This window comes from Paenibacillus sp. cl141a (assembly GCF_900109305.1).
GTDB classification, from domain to species: Bacteria; Bacillota; Bacilli; order Paenibacillales; family Paenibacillaceae; genus Paenibacillus_AQ; species Paenibacillus_AQ lautus_A.
In genome coordinates this window covers 38,211-62,807 of the sequence record NZ_FNZO01000008.1, presented here as the reverse complement: position 1 = coordinate 62,807, position 24,597 = coordinate 38,211, and the positions used below count along the sequence as shown (strand labels likewise).

Here is a 24,597-nt window from a genome sequence, read left to right as displayed (position 1 = left end):
AAATGGATGGAATTATCTTAAGAGGAGCGCTATAATTTTCCATATATCCATAGAGAGGGGACCACGCATGAACCAAAGACCGTCAGAAGAATACGCCGGGGACTTCGGCGAGTATATCCGGTTGGTGCCGGAAGGCAACATCATCGATATTCTGCTCGCCCAGGAAAAGCGAATGACCGAATTGCTGGCATCGTTGACCGAAAGCCAGGGCGCATATCGATATGCGGAAGGAAAATGGACGCTGAAAGAAGTCGTGGGGCACATCGCGGACGGGGAACGCGTCATGACCTACCGCCTGCTCCGGTTCGCAAGAGGGGACCGGACGCCTCTGCCCGGATTCGACCAGGAAGTGTTCATGCCTCCTTTCGGAAGCTGGACAACCGCGCAATTGGCTGAAGACTACCGGGCGGTACGGCAATCGACGATCACACTCTTACGCGGGTTGCCGATGGAGGCATGGTCCCGCAAGGGCACAGCCAACAACGTAAGCATTACGGCGCGCGCCCTCGCGTACGTCATTGCGGGACACGAACTTCATCACATGGGGGTCATCCGAAATCGGTATTTGAGTTAGTCGTCCGGAAGATCGGGACGGAAGCTGTGTGGACAAAGCGGCTTCCGTCCTTTCTTTATGGTATGCCCTTCCGCCCTGTTCCCATAGTTGATAGGAAGAGAGGACAAGACGGGAGGCTTTCGGGAGGCGTGAAACATGGTGGAGAAGCTTGCAGGTGGCATTTACGTTTATCGGTATACTCTGACGAGACACGAGCTGGCCTAAACCACAATTCCTCAATCGTAAGGCGGTGACACTTTTGATAAGTAAGTTCAAAATCGAAGATAAACAGCTTATTTTATTCATACAAAAAAACTACGGAATTCTTATTAAAAATATTGAATTTATTCCGGTCGGGGATTCGGCGTATTCTTATAAAGTAAATTGTATTGACGAACAACAATATTACTTGAAGTTATTTGATCATCATAATGATAGACAATGAGAGGGAATACGACGACTAAATTATTACCTGCCTTTGACTTGGGACCTTTATCATCAAGGGTTGTTTATAAACATTACTCATCCATTAAAGAATTACTTAGGGAGTTTATTTACTAAATTAGAAGACATCACTATAGTTTTATTTAATTTTATAGTTGGAGACTTGGCTGAGGCATATCCTTTCTCAGATAAGATTCTTGTAGGAATTGCAAAGTCCGTGGCTACATTAGAACAGATTACTCCGCATGTGAATCAGAATTTATTACCAAAGGAATCATTTGATATCACTTTCGAATCTGATCTTTTGAGATGTATTTCGATCCTTGAGAAATCAAATCTGAACAATGACTTAAATCAATCACTACGAGAGCTTGTTTTGTTAAAGAAAGAACAAATTTTGTCTTCCATGAACTTAGTTAGAGAAATTCGGAATTCAGTTCATATCAATGCTAGCCAACTTGTTTTGTGTCACGGTGATATGTGGGGTGGGAATATCATATATCACAATAATCAGTTGTTCTTTTTAGACTGGGAATCGGTAATCATAGCACCACCCGAGTATAATCTATTTGGCTATATTGGTTCGAGTTTCGACATCTTTATATCATCCTATATTAAACAGTGGGATCGAAAAATTCAGATTAATCTGGACTTGATTCGCTTTTACTCTTATCGTGCACATCTTCGTAATCTATCTAACTGGGTTATGAATATTCTATTTAGGAATAAAGATGAGTCTCAAAGTATTAAAGACTTAGACATGATTCGACACCACTGTTTGAATCGATTTGATCAAATTGAACCCAATATAAGAAACATTAGAAGAGACATAGTAAGTTGAATACTAATTTGAAGAAGGCTATCGTTTGCTTAAAGCGGGAGTTCGTGAACACGCCAACTTTATTAGCCATGGGGGAGAGTGCGATTATAACCAATCTAAAGAATAGAAGAACACTTATTGTCCTCATAATCGTTATAGGGATATTATATTTTGTTCTTGGTGATATGAATGGTTTCATGAGTCAGTCAAACTTAAATAAAGAAATTCAGGTAAAACAAATCTCCAGCACGGAGATGTCCAAAGCACGATACACCAGAAAAGGATCGGGTGCATTTATCGATTGGATAGACGTTGAATTAAATCAGGATGAAATTAATAATATTGTAAATTGGATTAATTCCGTACCTGATTCAGATCGTATAGCGTTGAATCAAATACCATCCAACACCAGCATTAGTGCAGGGATTGTTTTTAAATTAAAGGCCGGAAAAGAAATAAGAATCCAATATGATCTTGAAAAGATTTATATAACAAGAACAGATAGATGGACTGGGCAAATGATTTACACAATCGATCAAGAAAACTTAAGGGATTTCTTTGATAAACAACTTAAAGGGTTTTATTTTGGAGAAGACAAGGTAAATAAATCTTGAAGTTGATCCAAAAAGCCCGCCCCACATCATAGGCGTCAACATGAAACGTTATGAAGCGACTGAGGAATTGTAGCGCAGTCTAATAAAATCGATCGAAGACACAGCATAGACGATGAAAGGTCCGGCCAATGAGAATGTGGCCGGACCTTCGTCGTTGTTTTGACACTTTGGAACCCGGAGGTTTAACTTGGTTCAATATGAACATGGACGTCATAAACGCCATGCGTTTCTTTTAATTCATGCTCCACCTGGTCCGAAATATCATGGGCAACCCGAATGTCGAGATTGGATCTGACCAGAATGACGATGTCGACAACCGTGTTGCTGCCGTAATTTCTTGCCCGAATGTCTTTGACCCCTTTGACGCCAACCACCTGTTTCACGGTTTCTTTGTAGCCTTTGATAATGTTCTCGTCGAATCCGTCGGTTAAATGATGAGAGGTATCGCGGAATATATCCCAGGCGGTTTTGCATATCAGAAAACCTACGACTATGGCCGTCAGCGGGTCGAGCCAGGGAAGCTGAAATTGGGCGCCGATGATGCCGACAACCGTGCCGATACTGACCCAAGCGTCGGAGAGATTATCCTTCGCGGCCGCCATTACGGCTTGGCTGTTAATTTGGCTGGCAAGACGTTTGTTATAGCGATAAACGCAGTACATGACAATGGCACAGCCGATCCCGGTCCAGGCAGATATGAGATCAGGCGATTCGTGGGTACCTTCAAACATGGAAGATGCGGCCCCGAACAATACCTGAATCCCAACGGCCATCATGATGAAAGAGGCGATCAAGGAGGCTACCGTTTCCGCTTTCCAGTGTCCGTAAGGATGATCCCGATCCGCAGGTTTTTGCGATAATCGTAGTCCGATCAATACGGCAATGGATGCCACGATGTCGGTGGCATTATTTAATCCGTCGGCACGCAGAGCTTCGGAGTTCGCCGAGTAACCTATCAGTAGCTTGATTGCAGATAGACAGATATAAGCAATGATGCTGATGATCGCACCTTTTTCGCCCAATTTTAAATCCTTGTAACGTTGTTCTTCCACGTCTGGCCGACTCCTTCCGCACACCCCTAAAAATAGTACCTGACTATAATACCAATCCACGCACGGGTGGGTCTAGAGCAACGTTTTTTCCTGTCGCTTAATATGTGACAAGGGGCAAAAAATGTTGCGCCGGACTAAGAAAGATAGATTTCGATAAAACGCAAAAAATGCCGGCGATGCGCCGGCCGTAATTTGTTGTATATTTCAAACAAAGATAGGCAGCCCTCCATCGAGAATCCGCCTATCGTAGGCTATCGATTGTTTCTCCGAGATTTGCGGCGGAGGATGCTTATCGTAAGCATGATGGAAAGAATCCCGATTATGGCATGCATAGGCCTCTTGCCTCCTGAAGGTTCATGATGGACATCGGTTATGCATCTATCTTATTCACGATGAAAGGTTCGTGCTTGGGTTGTTATGCTCTACAGGCCGCAGAATCGAGAGAGAGCGTTTACGCCCACGTGGCGAACATAATCCTTATGCTATGGCGTTCGGCTCGTTTCCCTGGTTATTCATCGCTTTAGGACATGCGCAGGCTTTTATTGTGCGGGAAAAAGAAAAAAATAGCGGGCGAGATTCTCTCTCGACACCGCTATCTTTTACATCCTGAATGCATGGACCGCCTAACGCGAAACACGCTGAATGACCTACTAACATGCAATTCCTTGAAGCCGGATGTCCGCCAGTGTTCTTACATGATCTTGTTTAAGTGAAGCATATATTCGCCACGGTTCAGCGGGTTGACTTGCCGCCGTGTATTCACCGGGAAAGGAGCATGCACCCTCGTATAACCGCCTGGTTTAACGGTGAGCATGCCTTCGCCGCTCGTAAGGGAATGAACCTCGGCTTTCAGCAAGTCGGTAGTCCGTACCGGAACGGTGCCGTGAACGTGGACGGTATCGTTATGGAACGCGGGTTCCTGATAAGTGCCGTCCAGCGCGGCTAATTTGGATAGTACTTTGCTTAAGCTGTTTTCCGGCAGAATGAATTGGATCACATTTATGGGCTCGTATACTTCCGTCCCTGCTTGGTCGAGCGCAGCCATGAGGACTAGAGGAGTCAAGCTTCGAAAATCCTTTGCCGTCGAAACCGGGCTTGCGTAACCGGTATGCGTCAGCGTTACGATCGTATCGGTCACGGCCCATCCGTACAAACCTTCCTGAAGCACCTCGAATACCGTGTCTTTAATTGCTTTCTGAAAAGCTAAGGGAAGGGAGCCCAGCTCTACTTCCAGTCTATACTGAATTCCGGTACCGAACTCGCCAGGTTCAACCCTGATGCCCACCGTTGCATAAAAAGGACACTCGCCTATATATTCAACAGCTTCTCCCGTGCCATAAGGCTTCTCGATGCAAATCACCCGCGGAGCGGAAAACACGGCTTCGATGCCGTACTGCTGCAGAATCGTTTCCAGCAGAATTTCTTGCTGGACTTTGCCGAATACATGGATGACATTCTGGCTTGTTTTCGCATCCTGACTATATTGCAGAAAAGGATCTTCTTCGGTGAGGTCGCTTAAGGCGGCATGCAGCTGATGTTTCTCCGCGGAATGAACGGCCGAAACCTGGACTTGAATCGGCGGCTTTTGAAAATGAACCGTCTTCATCCTCCCGGAAACGCTGCCGATGACGTCGCCCACCTTGAGTTCGCCGTCGATAAGAATGGCGATGTCGCCTGCGCCGATTCCATGGACCGGAATGGATTTGCCTTGGTGCAGGGCATGAAGCTGCTTCACCTTGAGCGTCGAGGTTTGTCCGTTCTGATGGATCACCGGAATTTCATCACGATACTGGATGCTGCCTGCGTACAGGCGGAGGTATACATTCCGCTCTCCATTCGGTCGTCTGATCACTTTGAATACCAAGCCGGATAACGGTTCTTGCTGAAGCATCGACGATGGGTTAACCGGGAAAAAATCTCCGAGCGCTTGAAGCAGCGGTTCAATGCCGAGGCCTTTGGCTGCTGAACCTGCAAATAGGGGATAAGCTTTGCCTTGGCGCGTTTGCCTCCGCAATTCCTCCTGCAGCCGTTGGTGTGATATCGGAATATCCAGGGCATAATCGTTCAGCAGATCGTCATTGGACAATGCCAGAGTTTCCACCCAGCCTGCGTGGTGGGGATCGGCCGCGTCCACCTGAACGGCTGCGCTGCCTTCCTTGATGACCGAACTCATTTCGCAAATATGTTCGTCAAGCAGATGGCGTATCATCGCATAAACCTTCCGGTAGTCGGCGCCCATTCGATCGATTTTGTTCATGAACAATAGGGTGGGTATCTTTTGTTCCTTCAATGTCTGCATGAGCACGCGGGTTTGGGACTGTACGCCTTCAACGGCGGAAATGACCAGAATGACGCCATCCAGTACACTAAGCGAATGCTCGACTTCCGAGATGAAGTCGGCATGACCGGGCGTGTCGATGAGATTGACTTGCAGATCGCCCAGCATGAACGATACCGCGGCGGATTTGATCGTAATGCCCCGTCTCCGTTCGATGTCCAGTGAATCCGTAGTCGTATTGCCATGGTCCACCGAGCCTGCTTGTTCGATAATACCGGCCTTAAAAAGAATTTGCTCCGTTAGGGTAGTTTTACCGGCGTCAACATGGGCCAAAACTCCAATGTTCAATATGTTCTTCATATATCGTAACCCTCATTCGTTTCATCATTTGTATTCCTTTCGGTTGGGTGTCGTTGTAAAATTGCCGCATAGATATCGCCTCCATGTAGAATAAAGTTACTTCTAGTTTATCCATTGGGAAGTGATCGGAATATGGAATAAACGCTTATAATCATTCATTATCTTGCACGGCACCCGACAACGTGCTGCGTTCTGTTTGGATTTACATATTTATTACCGTGAAATATCGCCCGAGTTGAATTAGGATAGAGACATAAACCATGTTGAAGGAGTCTTGCATTTGATATCACTTCATGTCATAGATAAAGATAATTGGGAGGATTGCATCCGCCTTAAACCCAAACCCGAACAGGAGAAATGGATTGCCCCTAATCTATATTCCATAGCGGAAGCTCAATTTATGGAGGGTTTCGAAACGAGAGCCATTTTCCATGATGACGAAATGATCGGATTTGTTATGTACGGACTGCACCCGCACGATGACAACTATTGGATATACCGATTTATGATCGACGGGAATTTTCAGGGAATGCATTATGCCAAGCCTGCGATTCGCCTGGTTCTTGATGAGATTCACCATTCGCCGAATCGTACGAACGATGTTATGCTGTGTTACAAGCCCGGGAACGAGCGTGCCAAAAGGCTATATACCCAAATCGGGTTTACGGAAGCCGGTTATGCTCCCTGGGGAGATGTGATGGCTAAATATAGTTTTGTATAATATAGACGTTCATAATATAAAACCGTGCGTTCTGTCATAACTTATGGCGGCACTATCCAAGAGGAAGGGAGGGAACTGCGATTCGAACCTTAGCGATAAGCGACATTCATGGCTGCTATGATGAATTCAATCAATTATTGTCCGAAGTGCGGTATCATCCCGCACAGGATAAGCTGGTCCTGCTTGGGGATTATGTGGATCGCGGATCAAAAAGCAAAGAAGTGATTGAGCAGGTGATGGGAATGCGGGATTCCGGCGTCATCACCCTTCGCGGGAATCATGATCAAATGATGCTGGATGCCATTCTGCTGGATACGGATGAAGTAAACTCACGCTGGATTCGCAATGGTGCGCGAAATACGATTGAAAGTTATTGCGGCGCCGATTTTTTTGATGGCGATCTGGATCGTTCCAGATACAATGAAGGCAAGGCTTACATAAAACGGCAATATGAGCATCATCTATCATTTCTCGATACGCTGCCCCTGTATTATGAAACAGACACCCACATATTCGTGCATGCCGGTATCAATCCGGGCGTGGAAGACTGGAAGCAGCAGCCTCCACATGATTTCATCTGGATTCGGGAACCATTCTTCAATTATCCCACCGGCATCGACAAAACCGTGGTATTCGGGCATACCCCTGCCGTCAACTTGCATGACTCGGAGCATATTTGGTTCTGTGGCGATGGGGACAAAATCGGCATCGATGGAGCATGCGTATACGGTAAACAGTTGAACTGCCTGGAAATCACGGAACAACTGGAATATCGAACGTATTTTGTCCGGTCTGTGCCTGCGGAGTGATAGGAAGAGTATGTTATTCTATCATTAAAGCCATGGTTTAACAGACAGAATAGGAGGATCAGTCCATGTTGATGATGAACGAAAAGATCAAAGCGCGCGAAGTCGAGCTTACCGGCCTGAACGGCGAGGAGTTGGGCGTCGTCTCCAGAGATGAGGCGCTTGCTCTGGCCAAACGTCACAAAGCCGATTTGGTATGCACTTCGTTGTTCAGCAGCCCGCCGCCATGCAAGCTCGTAAGCCGCGGCCAAGCGAAGCAGGAGGCGGTTAAAGCGAAGCAGCAGGTTTCGGGCGGTCCGGTCAAAGTCAAGGAATTCCGCCTGTCCGTACATATCGAAGAGCATGATTACGACACCAAGCTCTCGCAGATGCATAAGCTGCTGGCAGCGGGCAAAGCCGTCCAGCCGGTCATACGCATTCAAGGCAAGGAAGGCGAAGCGGCCCGTAAGCTGCTTGAACGACTCGTTCAAGATCTGGCCGGGGTGGGCAAGAAGGAAACGGGTATTCAGGTCAGCGGCAAACAGGCTGCGGTGAAGTTGCTGCCGGTATAATCTTGCGGAACCTCTTACAAGGGCGTTTCATTTTACGTGACGTTTAGCGGTTTACTTTTTGATATTCTGGTGATATTATGGATCAAATTATAAACGCCATGAAGAGAAGAGTAGATGAACAGGAATCCCTGCAGAGAGCTTCGGTATGCTGAAAAGGAGCGGGAAGCCCTTCATTGAACCAAGCCTCCGAGCGGCGCATCGGAACTTATGGATAAGGGATGGTGCGACAGGAGCTCCTGTTACAGAGCTAGGGTATATGCGATCGCGTGATGGCCGTACCCGATAAGGCTGGTATCGAGAGATATCGGCAAACCGGGGTGGCACCGCGAAACGAATCTCGTCCCCAAGACTGATGTCTTGGAGACGGGATTTTTTGTTTTATACGGCATGGCGGCAGTAATCAAACATAAGGAGGATTCAGGTATGAGCAACGATTACAACAAGGGAGCGGAAACGGCGGATTTTTTGACCAGGATGGTCAGGGAGGATGTGGAGAACAACGTATATCACAGGCCGGTGGCTACGCGGTTCCCGCCAGAGCCCAACGGTTATCTGCACATCGGCAGCGCCTATGCAATCCACATTAACCATGCCATCGCCAGCCGGTTTAACGGGACATTCAATCTTCGGTTCGACGATACGAATCCGCTGAAGGAAGACATGAAATACGTGGATGCGATCCGGGAGGATATCGAGTGGCTCGGACTGAAGCCGGGCGTTTATTTCGGATCGGATTATGCGCATCAAATCGCTGAGGCAGCCAGGAAACTCATCACCAAAGGGAAGGCATATGTCTGTGATCTCACGCCAGAGCAAATGACGGAATTTCGGGGGACGCTGAACGAAGCCGGCATGAACAGCCCGTTTCGAGAGCGCAGCATCGAGGAGAATGTATCGTTATTCGAACAAATGCTGGCAGGGGCATTCCAAACGTCCGCGAAAGTGCTCCGGGCCAAAATCGATATGTCTTCGCCCAACATGAATCTGAGAGACCCTGTCTTATACCGGATTATTCATGCCGAGCATTATCGTACCGGAACCAAGTGGTGCGTTTATCCGATGTATGATTTCGCCCATCCGATCCAGGATTGGATCGAAGGAATCACTCATTCGCTATGCTCTGCCGAATTTAAAGAGCATCGACCGCTGTACGAATGGGTGCTGGCTGAGCTGGAAGTGATGGAGCCCCCGAAGCAGCGGGAGTTTGGCAGATTGAACATCTCCGGATACGTAACAAGCAAGCGATACCTGAGGGAACTCGTCGAGGGAGGTTTTGTGGATGGGTGGGATGACCCCAGACTGCCTACGCTGAAAGGACTTCGGCGACGGGGGGTGAATCCCGAGGGAATCCGGCATTTCCTGGACGAACTCGGCGTGATTCGCGGCAACAGCATGGTGGACTCGGCGATGCTCGACCATTTCATCCGTCAGGACTTGAAGGATCGGTGCAGCAACGCGATGGCGGTCATGAACCCGCTGAAGGTGATCATTACGAATGTTCCGGAAGATCGCACTGAGTTGCTGAGCATACCGAACCATGAACATGACGAAACGTTAGGGATGCGGGAGGTTCCTTTTTCACGGGAACTGTACATCGAACGGGAGGATTTCATGGAGGAGCCGGATCCCGGATTTCACCGGTTATCGCCCGGCAAGGAAGTGCGTCTGAAAGGAGCCTACTTCATCAAATGCGAGCATGTCGTGAAAGACCCGGCAACGGGGGGCATCATGGAAATTCACTGCACGTATGATCCACTGACGAAGAGCGGCAGCGGATTCAAAGGGCGCAAGGTGAAATCCACGCTGCACTGGGTCTCTGCGAAGCATGGGATTCCGGCGGAGCTTCACTTATACGATACCTTGTTGAAGGAAACGGCCGAGCTGTTGGAATCGGATAATATTTGGGCGGATCTCCTGAACCCCGATTCGTTGATTCGGGTCAAAGACGCCATACTGGAGCCCTCCATGAAGGAACCGGCCATGAACCAAACGTACCAATTTATCAGACACGGCTATTTCTGCTTGGATTCCAAGCATGCAACAGAGCATAGGCTGGTGTTTAACCGGGTCGTTTCGTTGAAGGATTCATGGAAGAAGACCGGCAAGAATTAAGGAATGCGATCAAGGGGCCGCGATCGTCGGGTACGGACCTTCAGGCAGCACAAAGAAGCCGGCAGCGTGTGGCTGCCGGAGATTCCTTTGCTGCGCTCTTGATCAATGATCCTGTGTATGCTGCTATTCATGGGACGTTAAGACGTCCAATGTGCCGGCCGGGCTAAGGAAGAAGGTAGCCGGGTGGTTGCGTCTCCCTTCGCCGCGTTAACCTGGAATTGAGTCAGGAAGATGCTGTTCGTTAAATTAGCTCCCCTTAGATCCGCATCCCGGAAATCGGCCCCGATCAAATCAGCGGCCCGCAGATCGGCTCCTCTGAGGTCCGCCGCAATGAGGTAAGCTCCTCTCAGATTGGCGTATCTCAGGTCAGCTCCTTTAAGCTTTGCTCCCATGAGATCGGCACCGCGGCCCCCGATCTTCTGACGCACGGGCGGCCCTGTATGCTTCTGTCGCGCATCGTTCCGCACAAGCTCACTGGTTCGAAGAAGCAGCTGGTTCACTTCAGCGCGATGAGCTGCCACATCCAGCCGTAACAGGGATGCGGCAGGAAGCTGGGTCAACCTCCTCGTCGCTTCCAGCGACGATTTAAGATCAGAATGTATGGCATGCGCCGGCTCCAAACTCAGCGCTTCGTTCAGATACCATAACAGCTCGTGAAGCTGTCGCATAATCGGAAATACGTCGAACATTTCTTTTGCCGTCTCCGGGGCCTGCCGCCAGTCGCGTCCGTTATAGGTGACCTGTGAAACCATTTGTCCCGCGCCGAAGCACTCATAAACGGTGCATCCCCGCATGCCGCGCTGCCGCAGGCTATTGTGAACGCCGCATCGGAAGTCGGATTGCAGATGGCGGCAAGGGGTCCCGCCGTCTTTGTCGATGGCAAAATCGGCAGAGGCAGCGAAAGGCAAAGCGACGCAGCATAATCCAAAGCAGCGTTCGCAATCCGATTGCAATTGAATTCGTTTCTGTTCATCAGGGTTGTGTTCTTGTCTGTCTAGCATGCGTAAAGGGGCTCCTTCCGGTCATAGAAACGTCAATAAATGACTAATTATAGTTCTATTTTAAAACAAAACAAGGATAGAGTCATAGATGCAATGTTGGTTATAACTGTTTTATACCTTAAGAATGCGCGAGAGCCGGATCTGCGCAACCCTCGTTTAGGCTGCCAAGGAAATTTAGGCAGTTTTTTTTGCATGATCGATGAAAAGCCAACAGATAGTATATAATGAAATTCGTGTCTTCGGATAGGCTGGATGTGGAATCCCGTTTATTTTAGGACATATGTCCTTTCCTGCGTCCGGTGAGATCACTTTTAATAGTATACAGATCTATAGATGAAGGAGTTTGTATCGTGAGAGGAATTTTATTTGCATTCATTGGCGGTGCCTGCATTACGCTGCAGGGTGTAGCCAATGCAAGGATCAGCCAGGATATGGGCACCTGGCAAGCCGCCGCGGTTACGCAGCTGACCGGGTTTTTGATGGCATTGGTCATTCTGCTGTTCGTCCGGGATGGCAGCAGGCAAGGCTTCGGGCAAGTGAAGCCACTGTATCTGATCGGCGGAGCGTTGGGCGCGCCCATCATATTCAGCGAGGTGACGGCGATTCAGAACATCGGCGTGACATTAACGATATCCGCGTTATTAATCGCCCAGTTATTCTTGACGTTCCTGATTGACAGCAACGGATGGTTCGGCGTGGCGAAGAAGAGAATGAGTTTGCCTCAATTCATCGGGATCGGGATGATGATTGCCGGAGTCGTGATTATCAAATTATGATGCGGATAACAAGGGGCCTTTAGACGGGTGAAGGGGAAAGGAGACAGGGACGTGAAGGAAATTCATGATGCCGAGCTCATGCGGGATTTTTTGTTAAACAACCAAATCAATTCCATATTTCCCGATGGGCTAAAGCCTTATTTGGTGTTATACCATTATGACCAAGGCGACATCATCTGTACGCAAGGCGAGCCTGCGGAGATGCTGTACGTCCTGGTTGAAGGGAAAATTAAAATCTTCACGACATCCGCGGAAGGCAAGGCGCTGGTCCTTTCATTCAAAACGCCGCTCGAGGTGATCGGAGACATCGAATACGTTCAGGGAAATCCGATGATCAATACGGTACAGGCCGTGTCGCCCGTCTACATGATCGGCGTGCATTATCGCTGGCTTCGCAAATACGGGCAGGAGCATCCGCCGCTGCTTCAATTTTTGCTGCGGATCATCACGCGGAAATTTTATATCAAATCCAATTTCTTGAGTTTTAATTTGCTGCACCCGGTGGAGGTGCGACTGGCCAGTTATTTACTGTCCGTTTCAGAGGAAGAGTCGGGCACGTTCGTCATGAGCGACCCGGCCGCATACCATCTTACCGATGTCGCGAATCTGCTCGGAACCAGTTATCGGCATTTGAACCGGGTAATCCAGAAATTCAGCCATGAAGGGCTGATCGTGCGTCGCAAGGGTTCCATTCTGATCAAAGATCGGGAAGCGTTGATGAGTGTAGCCGGCGGCAATATCTACGAAGAATGACGTTGGTGAAAGAAACCGTAAGGGAGATAGAGCATGGTAGCAGGATTGGTATTAGCGCTGATCGCGGGTTCGTTGGTTAGCTTGCAGAACATTTTCAATAACAGGGTGAATGAAAAAACAGGCTCCTGGTCTACAACGACGTTGGTGCTAGGCATGGGCTTTGTGGCTTCGTTCGTCATGAGTCTTGCCGTAGAGGGAAAAGGGACATTCGACATTCAAAACATGGAGCCCTGGTACTGGATCAGCGGAATGATCGGAGTCGGGGTCGTGATCTGTTTGGTACAAGCGACAAGGCTGCTTGGTGCTACATTCGCGATTTCGATCGTTATGACCTCGCAGCTCGGCTTCGCGCTGCTGTGGGACTCCTTGGGCTGGTTGGGCCTGGAGAAGGTCCCGTTTACGAGCAATCAGCTGATCGGTGTTCTTGTGATTGTCGGGGGTATACTAGTATTTAAGTTAGGCGGTAAACAGGAGCAGCAAGAGACGGCATAGCCATCGGCAATCGAAGAATGAGGGAGGAATCCACATGATCACGGAAATTGATAAAATCGCTTGGATCCACATCCTGGATGGACGCATATTGGGCGCTCGTTCCAAGGGCAAGGACACGTATTACCTGCCCGGAGGAAAGCGGGAACCGGGAGAATCCGATATCGAAACCCTGGTTCGGGAAATCGAGGAGGAGCTCTCCGTTCGCATCAAACCGGAGACCGCGGCGAATGCAGGGAGCTTCCGCGCTTCCGCCCACAGTAAATCGGAGGGCGTTCGGGTAACGATGTCCTGTTACACGGCTGAATATGAAGGGGAGTTAAGACCGGCTTCGGAGATTGAAGAGCTAGCATGGCTTACGTATAAGGATCGGGCACGGGTCTCCGAGGTCAGCCAGATGATCTTTGATCATTTGCATGAACTGAAAAAGCTGGCGGATTAAGTCTGAGGGATTATCCTATTACTTGATCCTGACTACTGCTATCTGACGGGCGTTTTCGTTATTCATGCCCGCCCTGACAGCAGGCCAAGTGAATTCAGCCCTGCAACAAAAAAAGACGCTCCGGAAGGAGCGTCTTTTTTATTTGGAACAAATGTTCGTTTTATGGGTCATCTAAATTGAAAATCACTATATTCGGCTTTGATATTATTAGTATAACGTAGCGTTAAATATAAGTCTATATTTTGCCAGGAAAATGCCCTATAGTGTGTAATACCCGGCCGGGATAGAAACTGCATCGCCAATGTTTAACTTGTGGCTGTTTGGACTGAAGAGAGGGAGTTTTATGCCAATACGATTATGGAATACCAATTTAAAGGTTCGATTATTCGGCGAAGCGCTGTTCAATATGCTGTTTTGGATGTATTTTCCTTTCATAACGGTTTATTTCGGCGCTGCACTAGGCAATCATATCGCGGGAATCCTGATGACGGTTCCTCCGATATTCAGCATCGTCGGCAGCCTGCTCGGCGGCGCTATAGCCGATCGGCTGGGACGACGCCCCGTCATGCTGCTTGGCGCCTCGCTGCAAACGGTCATGTTTGCGCTGTTCGCGCTGTCGCCTTCGCACTGGACCGATTATGCCGCATTTATCGGCATCGGATTGGGGGGAGCCATCTACAGGCCGGCCAGTTCGGCGATGGTAGCGGATTTGGTTCCCGTTCAAGAACGACGGCAGGTATTCGCAACGTTTACGACGGCAAACAACTTAGGGGCCGTGCTTGGTCCGGCTCTTGGAGCCATTTTCTTTTTTCAGTATCGGCAAGAGCTCCTGTGGTCATGTTCATTCGTATTGCTGGTCTATTTCATCGCGATTTACTTCATTGTTCAGGAAACCTTACCGGCTTCAGCGAACAGTCCGGAGCGAACTGATTCGATCTTTCAGGTATTTAAGGCGCAGTGGAAGGGATATGGCATCATTTTTAGGGATAAAGTGTTTCTGGTATACATACTGGCAGGGATATTTGCCCTTGTGACCATCATGCAGCTGGACCTGTATTTGGCGGTATATGTCATCGATTATGTGCCATCCCAGACGCTGTTCTCCTGGAACGGTCATTCGCTAATGTTATCGAGCACGGAGATTCTTGGGTGGGTGCTGGGCCTTAACGGGCTCCTGTTCGTTCTATTTATTCTTCCGGTAACCAAGTGGTTTCGGAACTGGAAGGAGCGTGACGTATTCGTTCTTTCTTCCTTGCTATCCGGTGTAGGCACGTTTGCGCTCGGGCTGAACACCAACATCTGGTTTCTATTCTTCGTAACCATTATTTTTACTTTCGGGGAAATTGTCCGCTCGCCGGTGACGCAAAGCTTTATCAGCCATTATGCGCCGGAGCATGCAAGAGGACAGTATATGGGAGCGGACAGTTTGCAGTTTACGGTAGGAAGATTGCTGGCGCCGGTGACGGTATTTCTGTCGGCTTGGGTACCGCCGATGGGCGTATTCGGCATCATATTGTTATCGGCCTTGATCAGCACGGTGTTGTATATTCTGCTATTTCGAATGTATGTAGAAAAAAGGCAAAGCTAGCGGACGCTTGAAATGGGATCGTAAAACGAAAGGGCCAAGCCGGGTTGGGACGCAACCGGTTTGGTTCTTTACATTTTCATTCGAGTCTCGCCGTGGAGGTTTGGAAAAATGTTGTATTTTCGTATTTACAAACCGCCGGTCGGTATATATAATAGAGTTACAAATTCACGGAAGGTTGGTGAAGGCCATGATACCGTTCATAGCCATGTTCGTTTCGCTTCTTTTGTTTCGGGCACTGGGCTTTGCAGGTTGGGAGTATACGAATGATTGGGTTATTTCGCTCCGGTTGGCGGTAGCGGTCATGTTCCTGATTACGGCTTCTGCCCATTGGGGAAACCGTCGAGCCGATCTGATCGCGATGGTCCCGCCGGGGATCCCTAATGCCGCGTTTATCGTTAGCATAACCGGGGTGCTGGAGATTGCGGGTGCGATTCTGATCCTTATTCCGGCCACGACCGCCTTCGCCTCTGCAGGCCTTGCCCTTATGCTGCTGGCCATGTTTCCGGCCAATGTGTACGCTGCAAATCACCGATTGCCGCTCGACGGCAAGCCGGCCACTCCGATCGGAACGAGAACGCTGCTGCAAATCGTGTTTCTGGCGGCGGTCATCATGGCGGGATGGCTTTCGCCTCAGGGGTAACCAACCATCATCAAGGAGGATAACTGATGAAGCAGGAAGAACGACGAGAGCAGACCAAGCGAGTACTGCTTGAAGCCACGGAAGAACTGATACGTGAGCAGGGCGCAAGCCGAACCACGCTCAATGACATCATGAAGCGTTCCGGCTTATCCAAGGGAGCTATTTTTCATTATGTATCAAGCAAGGATGAGTTGTTTGTCCTCGTGTTAAGAGCAAAGCTTGCCGAACAGAACGAGCAGTTCATGAACGAGGTGAACAAGCAAGGGGACAATAAACAGTTTGACGGGCCGATGAATGCCATTGCAAACAGCATGTGGAGATTGGAAAGCAGGGACGATGTCAGCAACCTGATCTTGATGTACCTGATCGGCAAAAGTGATCAGCCGGAAATAGCCAACATCGTGGCTGGCTTCTACAGGGAAGCGATGGCCACTTCCAAGGAATGGATTGTGACGGGCCAGGCAGCCGGCGTCATAACGAAATCCATCGATGCGGAACGGACGGCGGAGCTGTTCGAGCTGTTGTCTTTCGGATTGCGGATGCGTGGGCTTATCGGCGTAACAAGCGATGTATTCAGCACGAAGGAATATTCGGATTTCATCATCGATATCTTGCGGCCCGGACATCGGAAGGAGGGCGATAACCGATGACGTTATGGTTATTCCTTCACATTGCCGGATGTGTATTGTTTCTGGGCAATATCGTCACGGCGGCATTCTGGAAGGTGCGGGCGGACCTGAAAGGGGATCCTGCAGAGATCCATCACACGGTAAAAAATGTCATGTTAGCCGATGCCGTGTTCACGCTTCCAGGTTTGCTGCTAATCATCGTTTCAGGCATAGTGATGGCCGTGCAAGCCGGATATGGATTGAGCGGGATGAGCTGGCTTACGGCTTCCTTGGTTTTGTTCGGCATTACGGGAATTCTGTGGGCGGGCATATTGATTCCTCTGCAAAAAGGAATGATTCGGCATAGTTTGCAGTCCGTAAAGGATGGAGGAATCTCAGCAAGTTATAAGCGAGCTTCAACGTATTGGGCGATAGGCGGGACGATAGCAACACTGCTGCCGTTCGTTATTTTATACCTCATGGTGAGCAAATCATTCTGAACGATAATGACGACCTGATCGCTAAACGGCGATCGGGTCGTTTTTAGTTAACGTCCGCAACGAAAACATGTCGAGTGAAGCGCCGCCTCCCTCTGGCGCAAGCGCATATTTGACCATCGTCTGCATACGATTAGGCGAGAAAGCTTGCGAATAGGGAGGAAAACTTCATGTCCGTTTATGATCCGCAGCTGATTCAGATGGTTAAGGATTATCTGCCAAACGGCGCGGAAATTATACACATAGGTCATTCTGCCAAACATGCTGCCGTTATAACCGCCGATGTCACGGGAGATCATGTGCCAGAAATCGTTGGAGTCTATCGATTGAATGAAGTATTATATCTATTTGTGCTGCATTATCGAAATAATGGTTACGAAGTCGTTGCCAATGTCATGGGACAGGGGTATGGGGTTACTTTACTGACGGCAGCTCCGGTGTTAAACCCCAGCCTGAACCATGTGATCGTAGGTTGGCAGCTCGGCTCTATCTGGTCCAAATTGTCGATCTACGCATGGACTCCGGAGGGATATAAGGATATCGCGCCTGCTGACGTGAATTTCAGTTATATCGATATCGTGGATCTGCCCGGTCCGGCGGGCTCGGATGGTCTTGTTGAAATCGCGTTATGGATCCACGATACGGGAGAAGCGTACCGAGTCGAGGTGGTCAGGTGGGACCGAGGAACGTTAGTGCCTGCAACGGATGCTTACCCTTATTATTTTCCTGCCGTTGTTCAGTATTACGAAAGATTGACGCACGAACATCCGGATTACGCTTATTATTGGTACTACTTGGCGGACGCGCAATACCGGGCAGGGATGCCGGAGGCCGCGCTTGTGTCGGTCCGTAAAGCACTTGAGTTCGCAGAGCCTTACCCTTCACGCGAGATTCTGTTTGAGCTTGAGAGCCGGATCAAGGAAATGCTGGCAAGCAGGGGGCAATCGCAGACCCTTGGCCGTTTATTTCCGGCATCCGTGAAAACAACGAGCGGAACAAAGTGGGGATACATTGACCGTAGCGGCAGCATGGTCATTCAACCCAAGTATGAGGATGCTCAGGATTTCCAGGACAATGGCCTTGCAGTCGTTGGCGCAGACGGACTTTATGGGCTCATCGACCGGTTCGCCCGTTTCGTCGTGAAGCCCAAGTATCAATCCATTAGCCCATTCTTGGAACATCGAGCAACCGTGATCGATCGTCAAGGCTTTCAGATGATCAACGAACAAGGGCGAGTGCTGACAAGGCGGAGTTATCCGTATATCGCGGGGCTTAGCGAAGGAAGAGCCGTTTTCGATGTTACCGATTCCGGCGACGGAGATGGCGCAAACAGCCGATACGGCTACCTCGATGCCGAGGGTCAGGAGGCGATCCCTGCGCAGTATGAGGAAGCGAATGATTTTGCAGGCGGCAAAGCCGTTGTGAAAATAAAAGAAAATCTGTATGCCCTCATCGATCTCCATGGACGCCAATTGGCTTCCTATCCGTTCGCTTACGTTGGACCGCTAGGTGATGGCATGATGGCCTTCCAGAAGGAAAGCGCCGGCAAGTACGGTTATATCGATGAACAGGGGAACGTTGTCATCCCGCCGGCTTTCTCTTCCGCATTCCCTTTCCATCACGGGAGAGCTATCGTTAACACGGCTGAAGATTACCGATCGAAGTATGGCGTCATTAATAAACTAGGAACATGGGTGATCCAGCCGGAATATAACGATATCCGCGATTTGAAGGAAGACCGGTTTGCACTCGGGCGTGCGATTGTTCCGGAACAGCCGTATATTGGATCTATCTATGCCATTGCCGATTGGGAAGGAAAGAGGCTGTCCGATTATGTATATCGTGACGTTCTTGAATTCAAGCATGGTTTGGCCTCGGTATATGATGCAAAGCAGACGTATTTCATCGATCGAACAGGCCAACCGGCGCCGGGATATCCCCGCTTGAACGGCAGCGGTTCATTTACGCTGGAACCAGGCGGCTTGATAAAGGCCATGGTCGATCAGAGGCTGTCGTATCTGGATCGATCAGGCCGCGTCATCTGGAAGCAGAATACGGTAATTCCGTTACAGCCTCCTTATCAGGTCGCAGAGGAGAAATATAAACCCAATCCGGATTACTTAGTTTATTATCCTCAGATCGATGGAATGAGGGATCGGGCTGCCGAGCAAGCGGTTAATAACAAGCTTAAAGAAATGTCTCAAGTAAAGTTCATCCCGGCAGACCAGCAGCTGGAATATGCTTATACAGGCGATTTTGACGTCATATTCTACAAGGAGCAGCTGCTTGTACTCGAGCTGAACGGTTATCACTATCCCTTCGGTGCCGCGCATGGCAGGCCGACCCGAACCTTTGCCTTGATTAACCTGGGGAACGGCAGCATGTATTCGCTGAAGGATTTGTTTAAGCCAGGCAGCGATTATGTGCGGGAGCTCAGCCGGATCGTCGGCAAGCAGATCAAGGAAGATCCTCAGTATTCGTACGTGTTCCCGGACAGTTATACGGGAATCGCTCCCGACCAGTCCTTCTATGTGACGGATCATGCGATTCATCTGGTGTTTTCGCCTTACGAGATTGCTCCTTACGCCGCGGGTTTTCCGACATTCACTATTCCGTTCGCACAGATCCGGGATATCATCAATACCGACGGTGAATTCTGGAAGGCGTTCCATTCCTGACATTTCATTCAGCACGCCGCTTTCTGAGGACAAAAGCCGTGCCTGGCCTTTTCATAAGACCGAACAAGGTTTAGAATAGATGAATATTGCCAGAGTGATTACAACGTTGAAAGGACCTTCATGGTGGTAACATTTTTTCTTCTTATTATTTATCTTGCCTTCATTAGTTTAGGGCTTCCGGATTCGCTGCTTGGTGTCGCCTGGCCGGCCATGCAGCCGGATATCGGAGCGGCCTTTGAATCCGCGGGTGTACTGTCGATGATGGTGACCGGAGGCACGATCGTGTCCAGCCTGGTCAGCGGAAGCTTGGTCGAACGCTTTGGGACGGGGATCGTTACGCTTATCAGCTGTTTGCTGACAGCCAGCGCGCTGCTTGGGTTTTCGTTTGCGCCATCGTTGTTCTGGCTCATTCTGTTGGCGATTCCCCTTGGTTTAGGCGCAGGAGCCGTTGATGCAGGGTTGAACAATTACGTGGCAAACCACTACAAGGCCCATCATATGAGCTGGCTGCACTGCTTCTGGGGTGTCGGCGCAACGTTAGGACCGATCATCATGTCCTATTCCATGGGGACCGGCAATGCATGGAGAGACGGATATTATACCGTATCGATTCTGCAATTCGTGCTGGTCTTCATTCTGCTGCTTACGTTACCGCTATGGAAGATCGTGGCGAGCCATCATCAGCCTCAAGACATGCAGGATGTACATACGGGAACCGACTCCGCGAGCAGAGGGGAAGCCATGGTCAAGAAACGTGGGAATTCGCTGCAAATCAAAGGGGTAAAGGTTACCTTGCTGGCATTTTTGTTCTATTGCGGTGTGGAAGTGACCGTCGGTTTATGGGGAGCAAGCTTTCTGGTAGGGACCAGGGGGCTGCCTTTGGAAACAGCGGCAGTCTGGATATCCATGTATTACGGAGGCATTACGGTCGGCCGCTTCATAGCCGGATTCGTGACGCTGAAGATCAGCAATCTCACCCTCATACGGGCCGGGCAGATGACGACTATTGCAGGGGCCGTCCTGTTATTGCTGCCGCTGCATCCCTATCTGTCCCTCATCGGATTGATTGTCATCGGACTCGGCCTTGCGCCCATATTTCCTTGCATGCTGCATGAAACGCCGGCGCGCTTCGGCAGAGCCCAATCGTCCAGAATCATGGGGTATCAAATGGCTGTTGCCTATACAGGCACAACGATACTGCCCCCGCTCTTTGGGATCGTTGCAGCCCAGATATCCATCGGGTTGTTTCCCGTCGTCATCCTGCTGTTTGCCCTGATCATGATGCTGAGCTCCGAAAAGGTCAACCGGATCCTCTATAAAAGCGGGAAGAGCACGGTTTGATTCGAACCGGGCTCTTCTTTTGTCGGTTGGGATGGATATGTAATACAAAATCATAGAGTAGAGGTGTTTGACACATTATGCTTCATAACCCGACAGGAAAAGAACGCCTCGGATTAGCCTTGCTCCTTAGCTTGCTTGGCATATTAGGACCGTTCAATATCGACATGTATTTGCCCAGCTTTCCCGAAATCGCCGATGACTTAGGCGCGCGTGCATCGCTCGTCCAGCTAAGCTTGACATCCTGCCTGATCGGCCTTGCGCTCGGCCAGATTTTTGTGGGACCTATCAGCGATGCGCAAGGAAGAAGAAGGCCGCTCATCATTTCGCTGGTTTTGTTTGCCCTTTCCTCCTTGTTCTGCGCTTTGGCACCCCATATTACGGCGCTTGTCATCGCCAGATTCTTGCAGGGCTTTACCGCAGCGGCAGGTCTGGTCATCTCGCGCGCCGTTGTAAGGGATGTGTTCAGCGGCCGCGAGCTTACGAAGTTTTTTGCCTTATTATCCGTCATCAACGCGGTTGCCCCCATGGTTGCGCCGATGTCCGGCGGGGCCATACTGCTATTGCCGGGAGCGAGCTGGCATTCCATTTTTTATTTTTTAAGTATGTTCGGGGCAGTCATCGTATTGATCGTGGCCATACGGCTCCAGGAAACGTTGCCTCGCGAGAGAAGAACGCCAAGCTCCCTGGCCCATTCAGTGCGTACGATGGGAAGCCTGTTCAAGGATCGTTCCTTCATCGGTTACGCGTTGACGGTAGGCTTCATTCACGGCGGAAGCTTCGCTTACGTTTCCGGTACTCCCTTTGTATATCAAGGGATTTACGGAGTGTCGCCGCAAGTCTTTAGCATTCTGTTCGGAATCAATGGAATCGCCATTATAACAGGCAGTTTCATCATCGGCCGATTTGGCGGCATCATACATGAGCGGCGCCTGCTTCGCATCGGGGTTATGGTCTCGGTAAGTGCAACCTTGCTGCTGCTGATCATGACGATGCTCAAAGGACCTCTTGCGGTCATTGTCATCTTGATCTTTACGTATATGATCACGATCGGCATGGTGGCTACCAGCACGTTTACACTAGCCATGGAGAACCAGGGTCATCGGGCTGGAAGCGCGAGCGCAGTCATCGGTTTGCTTCCCTTAATGCTGGGTTCGATGGTGTCACCGCTGGTCGGGATTAACGAATCCACCGCCGTGCCGATGGGTGCCATCCTGTTCGTCACTTCCGTGCTGGGTGCGGGTGCGTTCTTCAAACTGACGAAACCGCAGGGGACGGCAGCGGATTATGGATACTGACCATGAGAGAGGGCGGTAAAGCGCGCTCTCTCTTTTAAGTTTGAACATGCTGCGAATATGCAAAATATCCCTTGCATGACATTCCCAACTCTGTGACAAAATGTACGAAGGTGGTGAATGGAAATGCGGATACAAAAAATCTTATTCGGAATGCTGTCTCTTGTATTGGTCACGGTAATAGGATGTCAGCACCAACAACCTGCCGAGCAGGATTTGCTGCGGGTAAAATCCGAACAAGGTGCGACGCATAAGAAAGTCATATTCTTGATGATCGACTCCCTTATGGCTCAGGCCATTGATAAGGGCATATCCCAAAAGCAGCTGCCCACCTTTCAGACCCTGATTGAACATGGGCAATACTACAAGGATCTGGTCAGCTCTTTTCCTACGATGTCCGTTACGATCGACAGCACGATGTTAACGGGAGCCTATCCGAACGTCCATGGCGTTCCGGGTCTGTTATGGTATTCGACCGACGATAAAAAATTGATCAATTACGGCACCGGGCCGATGGAAATCCTGAGGCAGGGGATCAATCCGGTCCTGACCGATGCGTTAATCCATCTGAACGGGGAGCATTTACATGCCGATTCGCGTACGATCTACGAAGATTTAGCCCGCAGAGGCTTGAAATCGGGGTCGATCAACGGCTTGGTATATCGCGGAACGACCGAGCATACGCTGACGATCCCGGATTGGATACAGGGTCCGACGTCGCTGCAGAAAAATATAAAAGTTAAAGGCCCGAATTTTTTAACCTTGGGAGCTCTGTCCAATCCCTTCGACGGCAACGAGAAATTGCCTGACGATCTCACTGAACGGATGGGGATGAACAATAAGTTCGCGATAGGGGCCGTAAATCATCTGATCCAAGCTGATAAGCTGCCGGATTTTTTGTATGTATATCTGCCGGACTTGGACCAGAAGCTTCATAAAAAGGGGCCGTCGGAGCTCGAAGGGGTCAAAAAGGTGGATCAGCAGCTTCAATCCTTGTTGCAGTCGTTCGGATCGCCGGAAAAAGCGTTTGAGGAGGCTATATTCATCATCGCCGGGGACAGCGGCATGACGCAGCTTCTTCCGCGTGAGCAGCGTTCGGAGATTGATTTGCCTGCTATGCTGAAAGGCATCCGTATATTAAAGCCGGGTGAGGATCTCAAGGATGAAACCGAGATTGCGCTGGCGGTGAATGAAACGATGGCTTACGTATATAAGTTCAAGCCGGAGCGTACGCTCCGAAGCTTGGCCGAAATCATTAGCAAGGATGACCGCATTGATTTTGTTGCATGGAAAGAAGACGAATGGATTCACGCCATGCAGGGATCCACGTATAAGGAGCTCCAATATAAAGAGAAGGGCAGCCTGATCGACCCTTATAAGCAAGCGTGGACCGTGAAGCAGGATGCCGAAGTGCTGGACCTTCAATTGAACGCCCAGACTCGTACTTTGGATTACGGGCAATATCCGGATGTGCTGGCGAGATTGTCAGGGGCGCTGAACTCCCATAAAGGGCAATTCTTGGTGGTCACGGCGAAACCGGGATACGAATTGGCCGACCGAAGCTCTCCGACCCATGAGGGGGGCGGGGGCCACGGATCGATTCGCCACATGGAATCGCTTGTTCCGCTGATCATTGTCGGAACAAACGAGAAGCCTTCGTATTTACGTATGGTTGACTTGAAAGCCTATTTGCTTGATTTGCTGGCGAATCACAATCAAAAGGCAAAATAGTGCTGCCGATGTTTTGCCTGTGCTAGGCACCCTTTTCCAATTTTTCTGGAGAAGGGGGCCTTTTTAGTAGGGATTTTTTTGGCCTTTGCCGTTATAATATGATGTAATTCTTGCCTAGAAAAAGAGAAGGAGTTGGACTAATATGTCATCAAGCCGCTTGATTCATTCCGTTATTTTTTCGCTTAAGCACGAGAAAGGCTCGGAGGAGGAGCATCGTTTTCTGGAGGACGGACGGGCTGCCCTCAGCACGATTCCAACGGTTCAGGAGTTTAAGGTGTTCAAGCAGATCAGTCCCAAAAATACATACGATTTCGGCTTCTCCATGAAGTTTGCGAGCGAAGCCGATTATGAGGCCTACAATGTGCATCCTCAGCATGTTGATTTTGTCGAAAATCGCTGGGAGAAGGAAGTCGAGCAGTTTCTGGAGATCGATTACAGCGAGATATAGAA

23 protein-coding genes and 1 other annotated feature are annotated in these 24,597 nt (G+C 49.6%); of the genes, 20 read left to right on the top strand and 3 right to left on the bottom strand.

What is annotated here, in order from left to right:
* The first annotated feature begins 67 nt into the window (after positions 1-67).
* The 3 genes from BMX45_RS20705 (at position 68) to BMX45_RS20695 (ending at position 2,431) form a co-directional block, all read left to right on the top strand.
* Positions 68-574: a DinB family protein gene (locus BMX45_RS20705; protein WP_090911417.1), complete on the top strand. Its 507-nt coding sequence runs from the start codon at positions 68-70 to the stop codon at positions 572-574.
* A 457-nt stretch (positions 575-1,031) separates the two neighbouring features.
* On the top strand, positions 1,032-1,838 hold the full coding sequence (locus BMX45_RS20700; protein WP_254778168.1) for a phosphotransferase: 807 nt from the start codon (positions 1,032-1,034) through the stop codon (positions 1,836-1,838).
* A gap of 44 nt (positions 1,839-1,882) precedes the next feature.
* A complete protein-coding gene (locus tag BMX45_RS20695; protein ID WP_254778167.1) occupies positions 1,883-2,431 on the top strand; it encodes a hypothetical protein in 549 nt (182 codons plus the stop codon).
* Positions 2,432-2,613: 182 nt separating this feature from the next.
* Here BMX45_RS20695 and BMX45_RS20690 read toward each other — a convergent pair whose 3' ends face one another.
* Entirely contained in the window at positions 2,614-3,483 is an 870-nt protein-coding gene (locus BMX45_RS20690) for a cation diffusion facilitator family transporter (RefSeq protein WP_090911415.1), read from the bottom strand.
* A 691-nt stretch (positions 3,484-4,174) separates the two neighbouring features.
* Positions 4,175-6,121 (bottom strand): elongation factor G, encoded by a 1,947-nt coding sequence (locus tag BMX45_RS20685; protein ID WP_090911413.1) that lies wholly within the window; start codon positions 6,119-6,121, stop codon positions 4,175-4,177.
* 280 nt (positions 6,122-6,401) lie between these two features.
* On the opposite strand from BMX45_RS20685, the gene BMX45_RS20680 reads away from it, so the two are divergent.
* The 4 genes from BMX45_RS20680 (at position 6,402) to BMX45_RS20665 (ending at position 10,311) form a co-directional block, all read left to right on the top strand.
* On the top strand, positions 6,402-6,842 hold the full coding sequence (locus BMX45_RS20680) for a GNAT family N-acetyltransferase (protein WP_090911411.1): 441 nt from the start codon (positions 6,402-6,404) through the stop codon (positions 6,840-6,842).
* Between the two features lie 80 nt (positions 6,843-6,922).
* Positions 6,923-7,651: a metallophosphoesterase family protein gene (locus BMX45_RS20675; RefSeq protein WP_090911409.1), complete on the top strand. Its 729-nt coding sequence runs from the start codon at positions 6,923-6,925 to the stop codon at positions 7,649-7,651.
* A gap of 65 nt (positions 7,652-7,716) precedes the next feature.
* Positions 7,717-8,199, top strand: coding sequence for a translation initiation factor IF-3 (gene infC, locus BMX45_RS20670; RefSeq protein WP_090911407.1), 483 nt, complete (start codon positions 7,717-7,719; stop codon positions 8,197-8,199).
* A gap of 89 nt (positions 8,200-8,288) precedes the next feature.
* Positions 8,289-8,547: a binding site (T-box leader), on the top strand.
* 75 nt (positions 8,548-8,622) lie between these two features.
* Complete coding sequence (locus BMX45_RS20665) at positions 8,623-10,311, top strand: glutamine--tRNA ligase/YqeY domain fusion protein (RefSeq protein WP_090911405.1); 1,689 nt, start codon at positions 8,623-8,625, stop codon at positions 10,309-10,311.
* A gap of 137 nt (positions 10,312-10,448) precedes the next feature.
* Here the strand turns inward: BMX45_RS20665 and BMX45_RS20660 are convergent, their stop codons facing one another.
* A complete protein-coding gene (locus BMX45_RS20660) occupies positions 10,449-11,312 on the bottom strand; it encodes a pentapeptide repeat-containing protein (RefSeq protein ID WP_090911403.1) in 864 nt (287 codons plus the stop codon).
* Between the two features lie 350 nt (positions 11,313-11,662).
* Here BMX45_RS20660 and BMX45_RS20655 point away from each other — a divergent pair, with 350 nt between their 5' ends.
* From BMX45_RS20655 to BMX45_RS20595, 13 genes are all read left to right on the top strand, one after another.
* Positions 11,663-12,088: a DMT family transporter gene (locus tag BMX45_RS20655; protein ID WP_015734833.1), complete on the top strand. Its 426-nt coding sequence runs from the start codon at positions 11,663-11,665 to the stop codon at positions 12,086-12,088.
* A gap of 51 nt (positions 12,089-12,139) precedes the next feature.
* Positions 12,140-12,841 (top strand): Crp/Fnr family transcriptional regulator, encoded by a 702-nt coding sequence (locus BMX45_RS20650; protein ID WP_090911401.1) that lies wholly within the window; start codon positions 12,140-12,142, stop codon positions 12,839-12,841.
* A 33-nt stretch (positions 12,842-12,874) separates the two neighbouring features.
* Complete coding sequence (locus tag BMX45_RS20645) at positions 12,875-13,333, top strand: DMT family transporter (RefSeq protein ID WP_015734835.1); 459 nt, start codon at positions 12,875-12,877, stop codon at positions 13,331-13,333.
* Between the two features lie 34 nt (positions 13,334-13,367).
* Positions 13,368-13,772 carry an NUDIX hydrolase gene (locus BMX45_RS20640; RefSeq protein WP_090911399.1) on the top strand — a complete coding sequence of 135 codons (405 nt, stop codon included), beginning with the start codon at positions 13,368-13,370 and terminating at the stop codon, positions 13,770-13,772.
* Between the two features lie 343 nt (positions 13,773-14,115).
* A complete protein-coding gene (locus BMX45_RS20635) occupies positions 14,116-15,360 on the top strand; it encodes an MDR family MFS transporter (RefSeq protein ID WP_090911397.1) in 1,245 nt (414 codons plus the stop codon).
* Positions 15,361-15,547: 187 nt separating this feature from the next.
* Positions 15,548-16,000, top strand: a complete 453-nt coding sequence (locus tag BMX45_RS20630; RefSeq protein WP_090911395.1) for a DoxX family protein — start codon at positions 15,548-15,550, stop codon at positions 15,998-16,000.
* 26 nt (positions 16,001-16,026) lie between these two features.
* Positions 16,027-16,650 (top strand): TetR/AcrR family transcriptional regulator, encoded by a 624-nt coding sequence (locus BMX45_RS20625; RefSeq protein ID WP_090911393.1) that lies wholly within the window; start codon positions 16,027-16,029, stop codon positions 16,648-16,650.
* Entirely contained in the window at positions 16,647-17,108 is a 462-nt protein-coding gene (locus BMX45_RS20620) for a DUF2269 family protein (RefSeq protein WP_090911391.1), read from the top strand. The genes BMX45_RS20625 and BMX45_RS20620 overlap by 4 nt, the downstream gene beginning before the upstream one ends.
* 167 nt (positions 17,109-17,275) lie before the next feature.
* Positions 17,276-19,783 (top strand): WG repeat-containing protein, encoded by a 2,508-nt coding sequence (locus BMX45_RS20615; RefSeq protein ID WP_090911389.1) that lies wholly within the window; start codon positions 17,276-17,278, stop codon positions 19,781-19,783.
* A gap of 120 nt (positions 19,784-19,903) precedes the next feature.
* The gene (locus BMX45_RS20610; RefSeq protein ID WP_090911387.1) at positions 19,904-21,124 is read left to right on the top strand and encodes an MFS transporter; all 1,221 of its coding nucleotides are present in this window, start codon (positions 19,904-19,906) and stop codon (positions 21,122-21,124) included.
* Positions 21,125-21,201: 77 nt separating this feature from the next.
* The gene (locus BMX45_RS20605) at positions 21,202-22,419 is read left to right on the top strand and encodes a Bcr/CflA family efflux MFS transporter (RefSeq protein ID WP_090911385.1); all 1,218 of its coding nucleotides are present in this window, start codon (positions 21,202-21,204) and stop codon (positions 22,417-22,419) included.
* A gap of 123 nt (positions 22,420-22,542) precedes the next feature.
* On the top strand, positions 22,543-24,147 hold the full coding sequence (locus BMX45_RS20600) for an alkaline phosphatase family protein (protein WP_090911383.1): 1,605 nt from the start codon (positions 22,543-22,545) through the stop codon (positions 24,145-24,147).
* Positions 24,148-24,289: 142 nt separating this feature from the next.
* Positions 24,290-24,595, top strand: coding sequence for a Dabb family protein (locus BMX45_RS20595; protein ID WP_090911381.1), 306 nt, complete (start codon positions 24,290-24,292; stop codon positions 24,593-24,595).
* Positions 24,596-24,597: the final 2 nt, after the last annotated feature.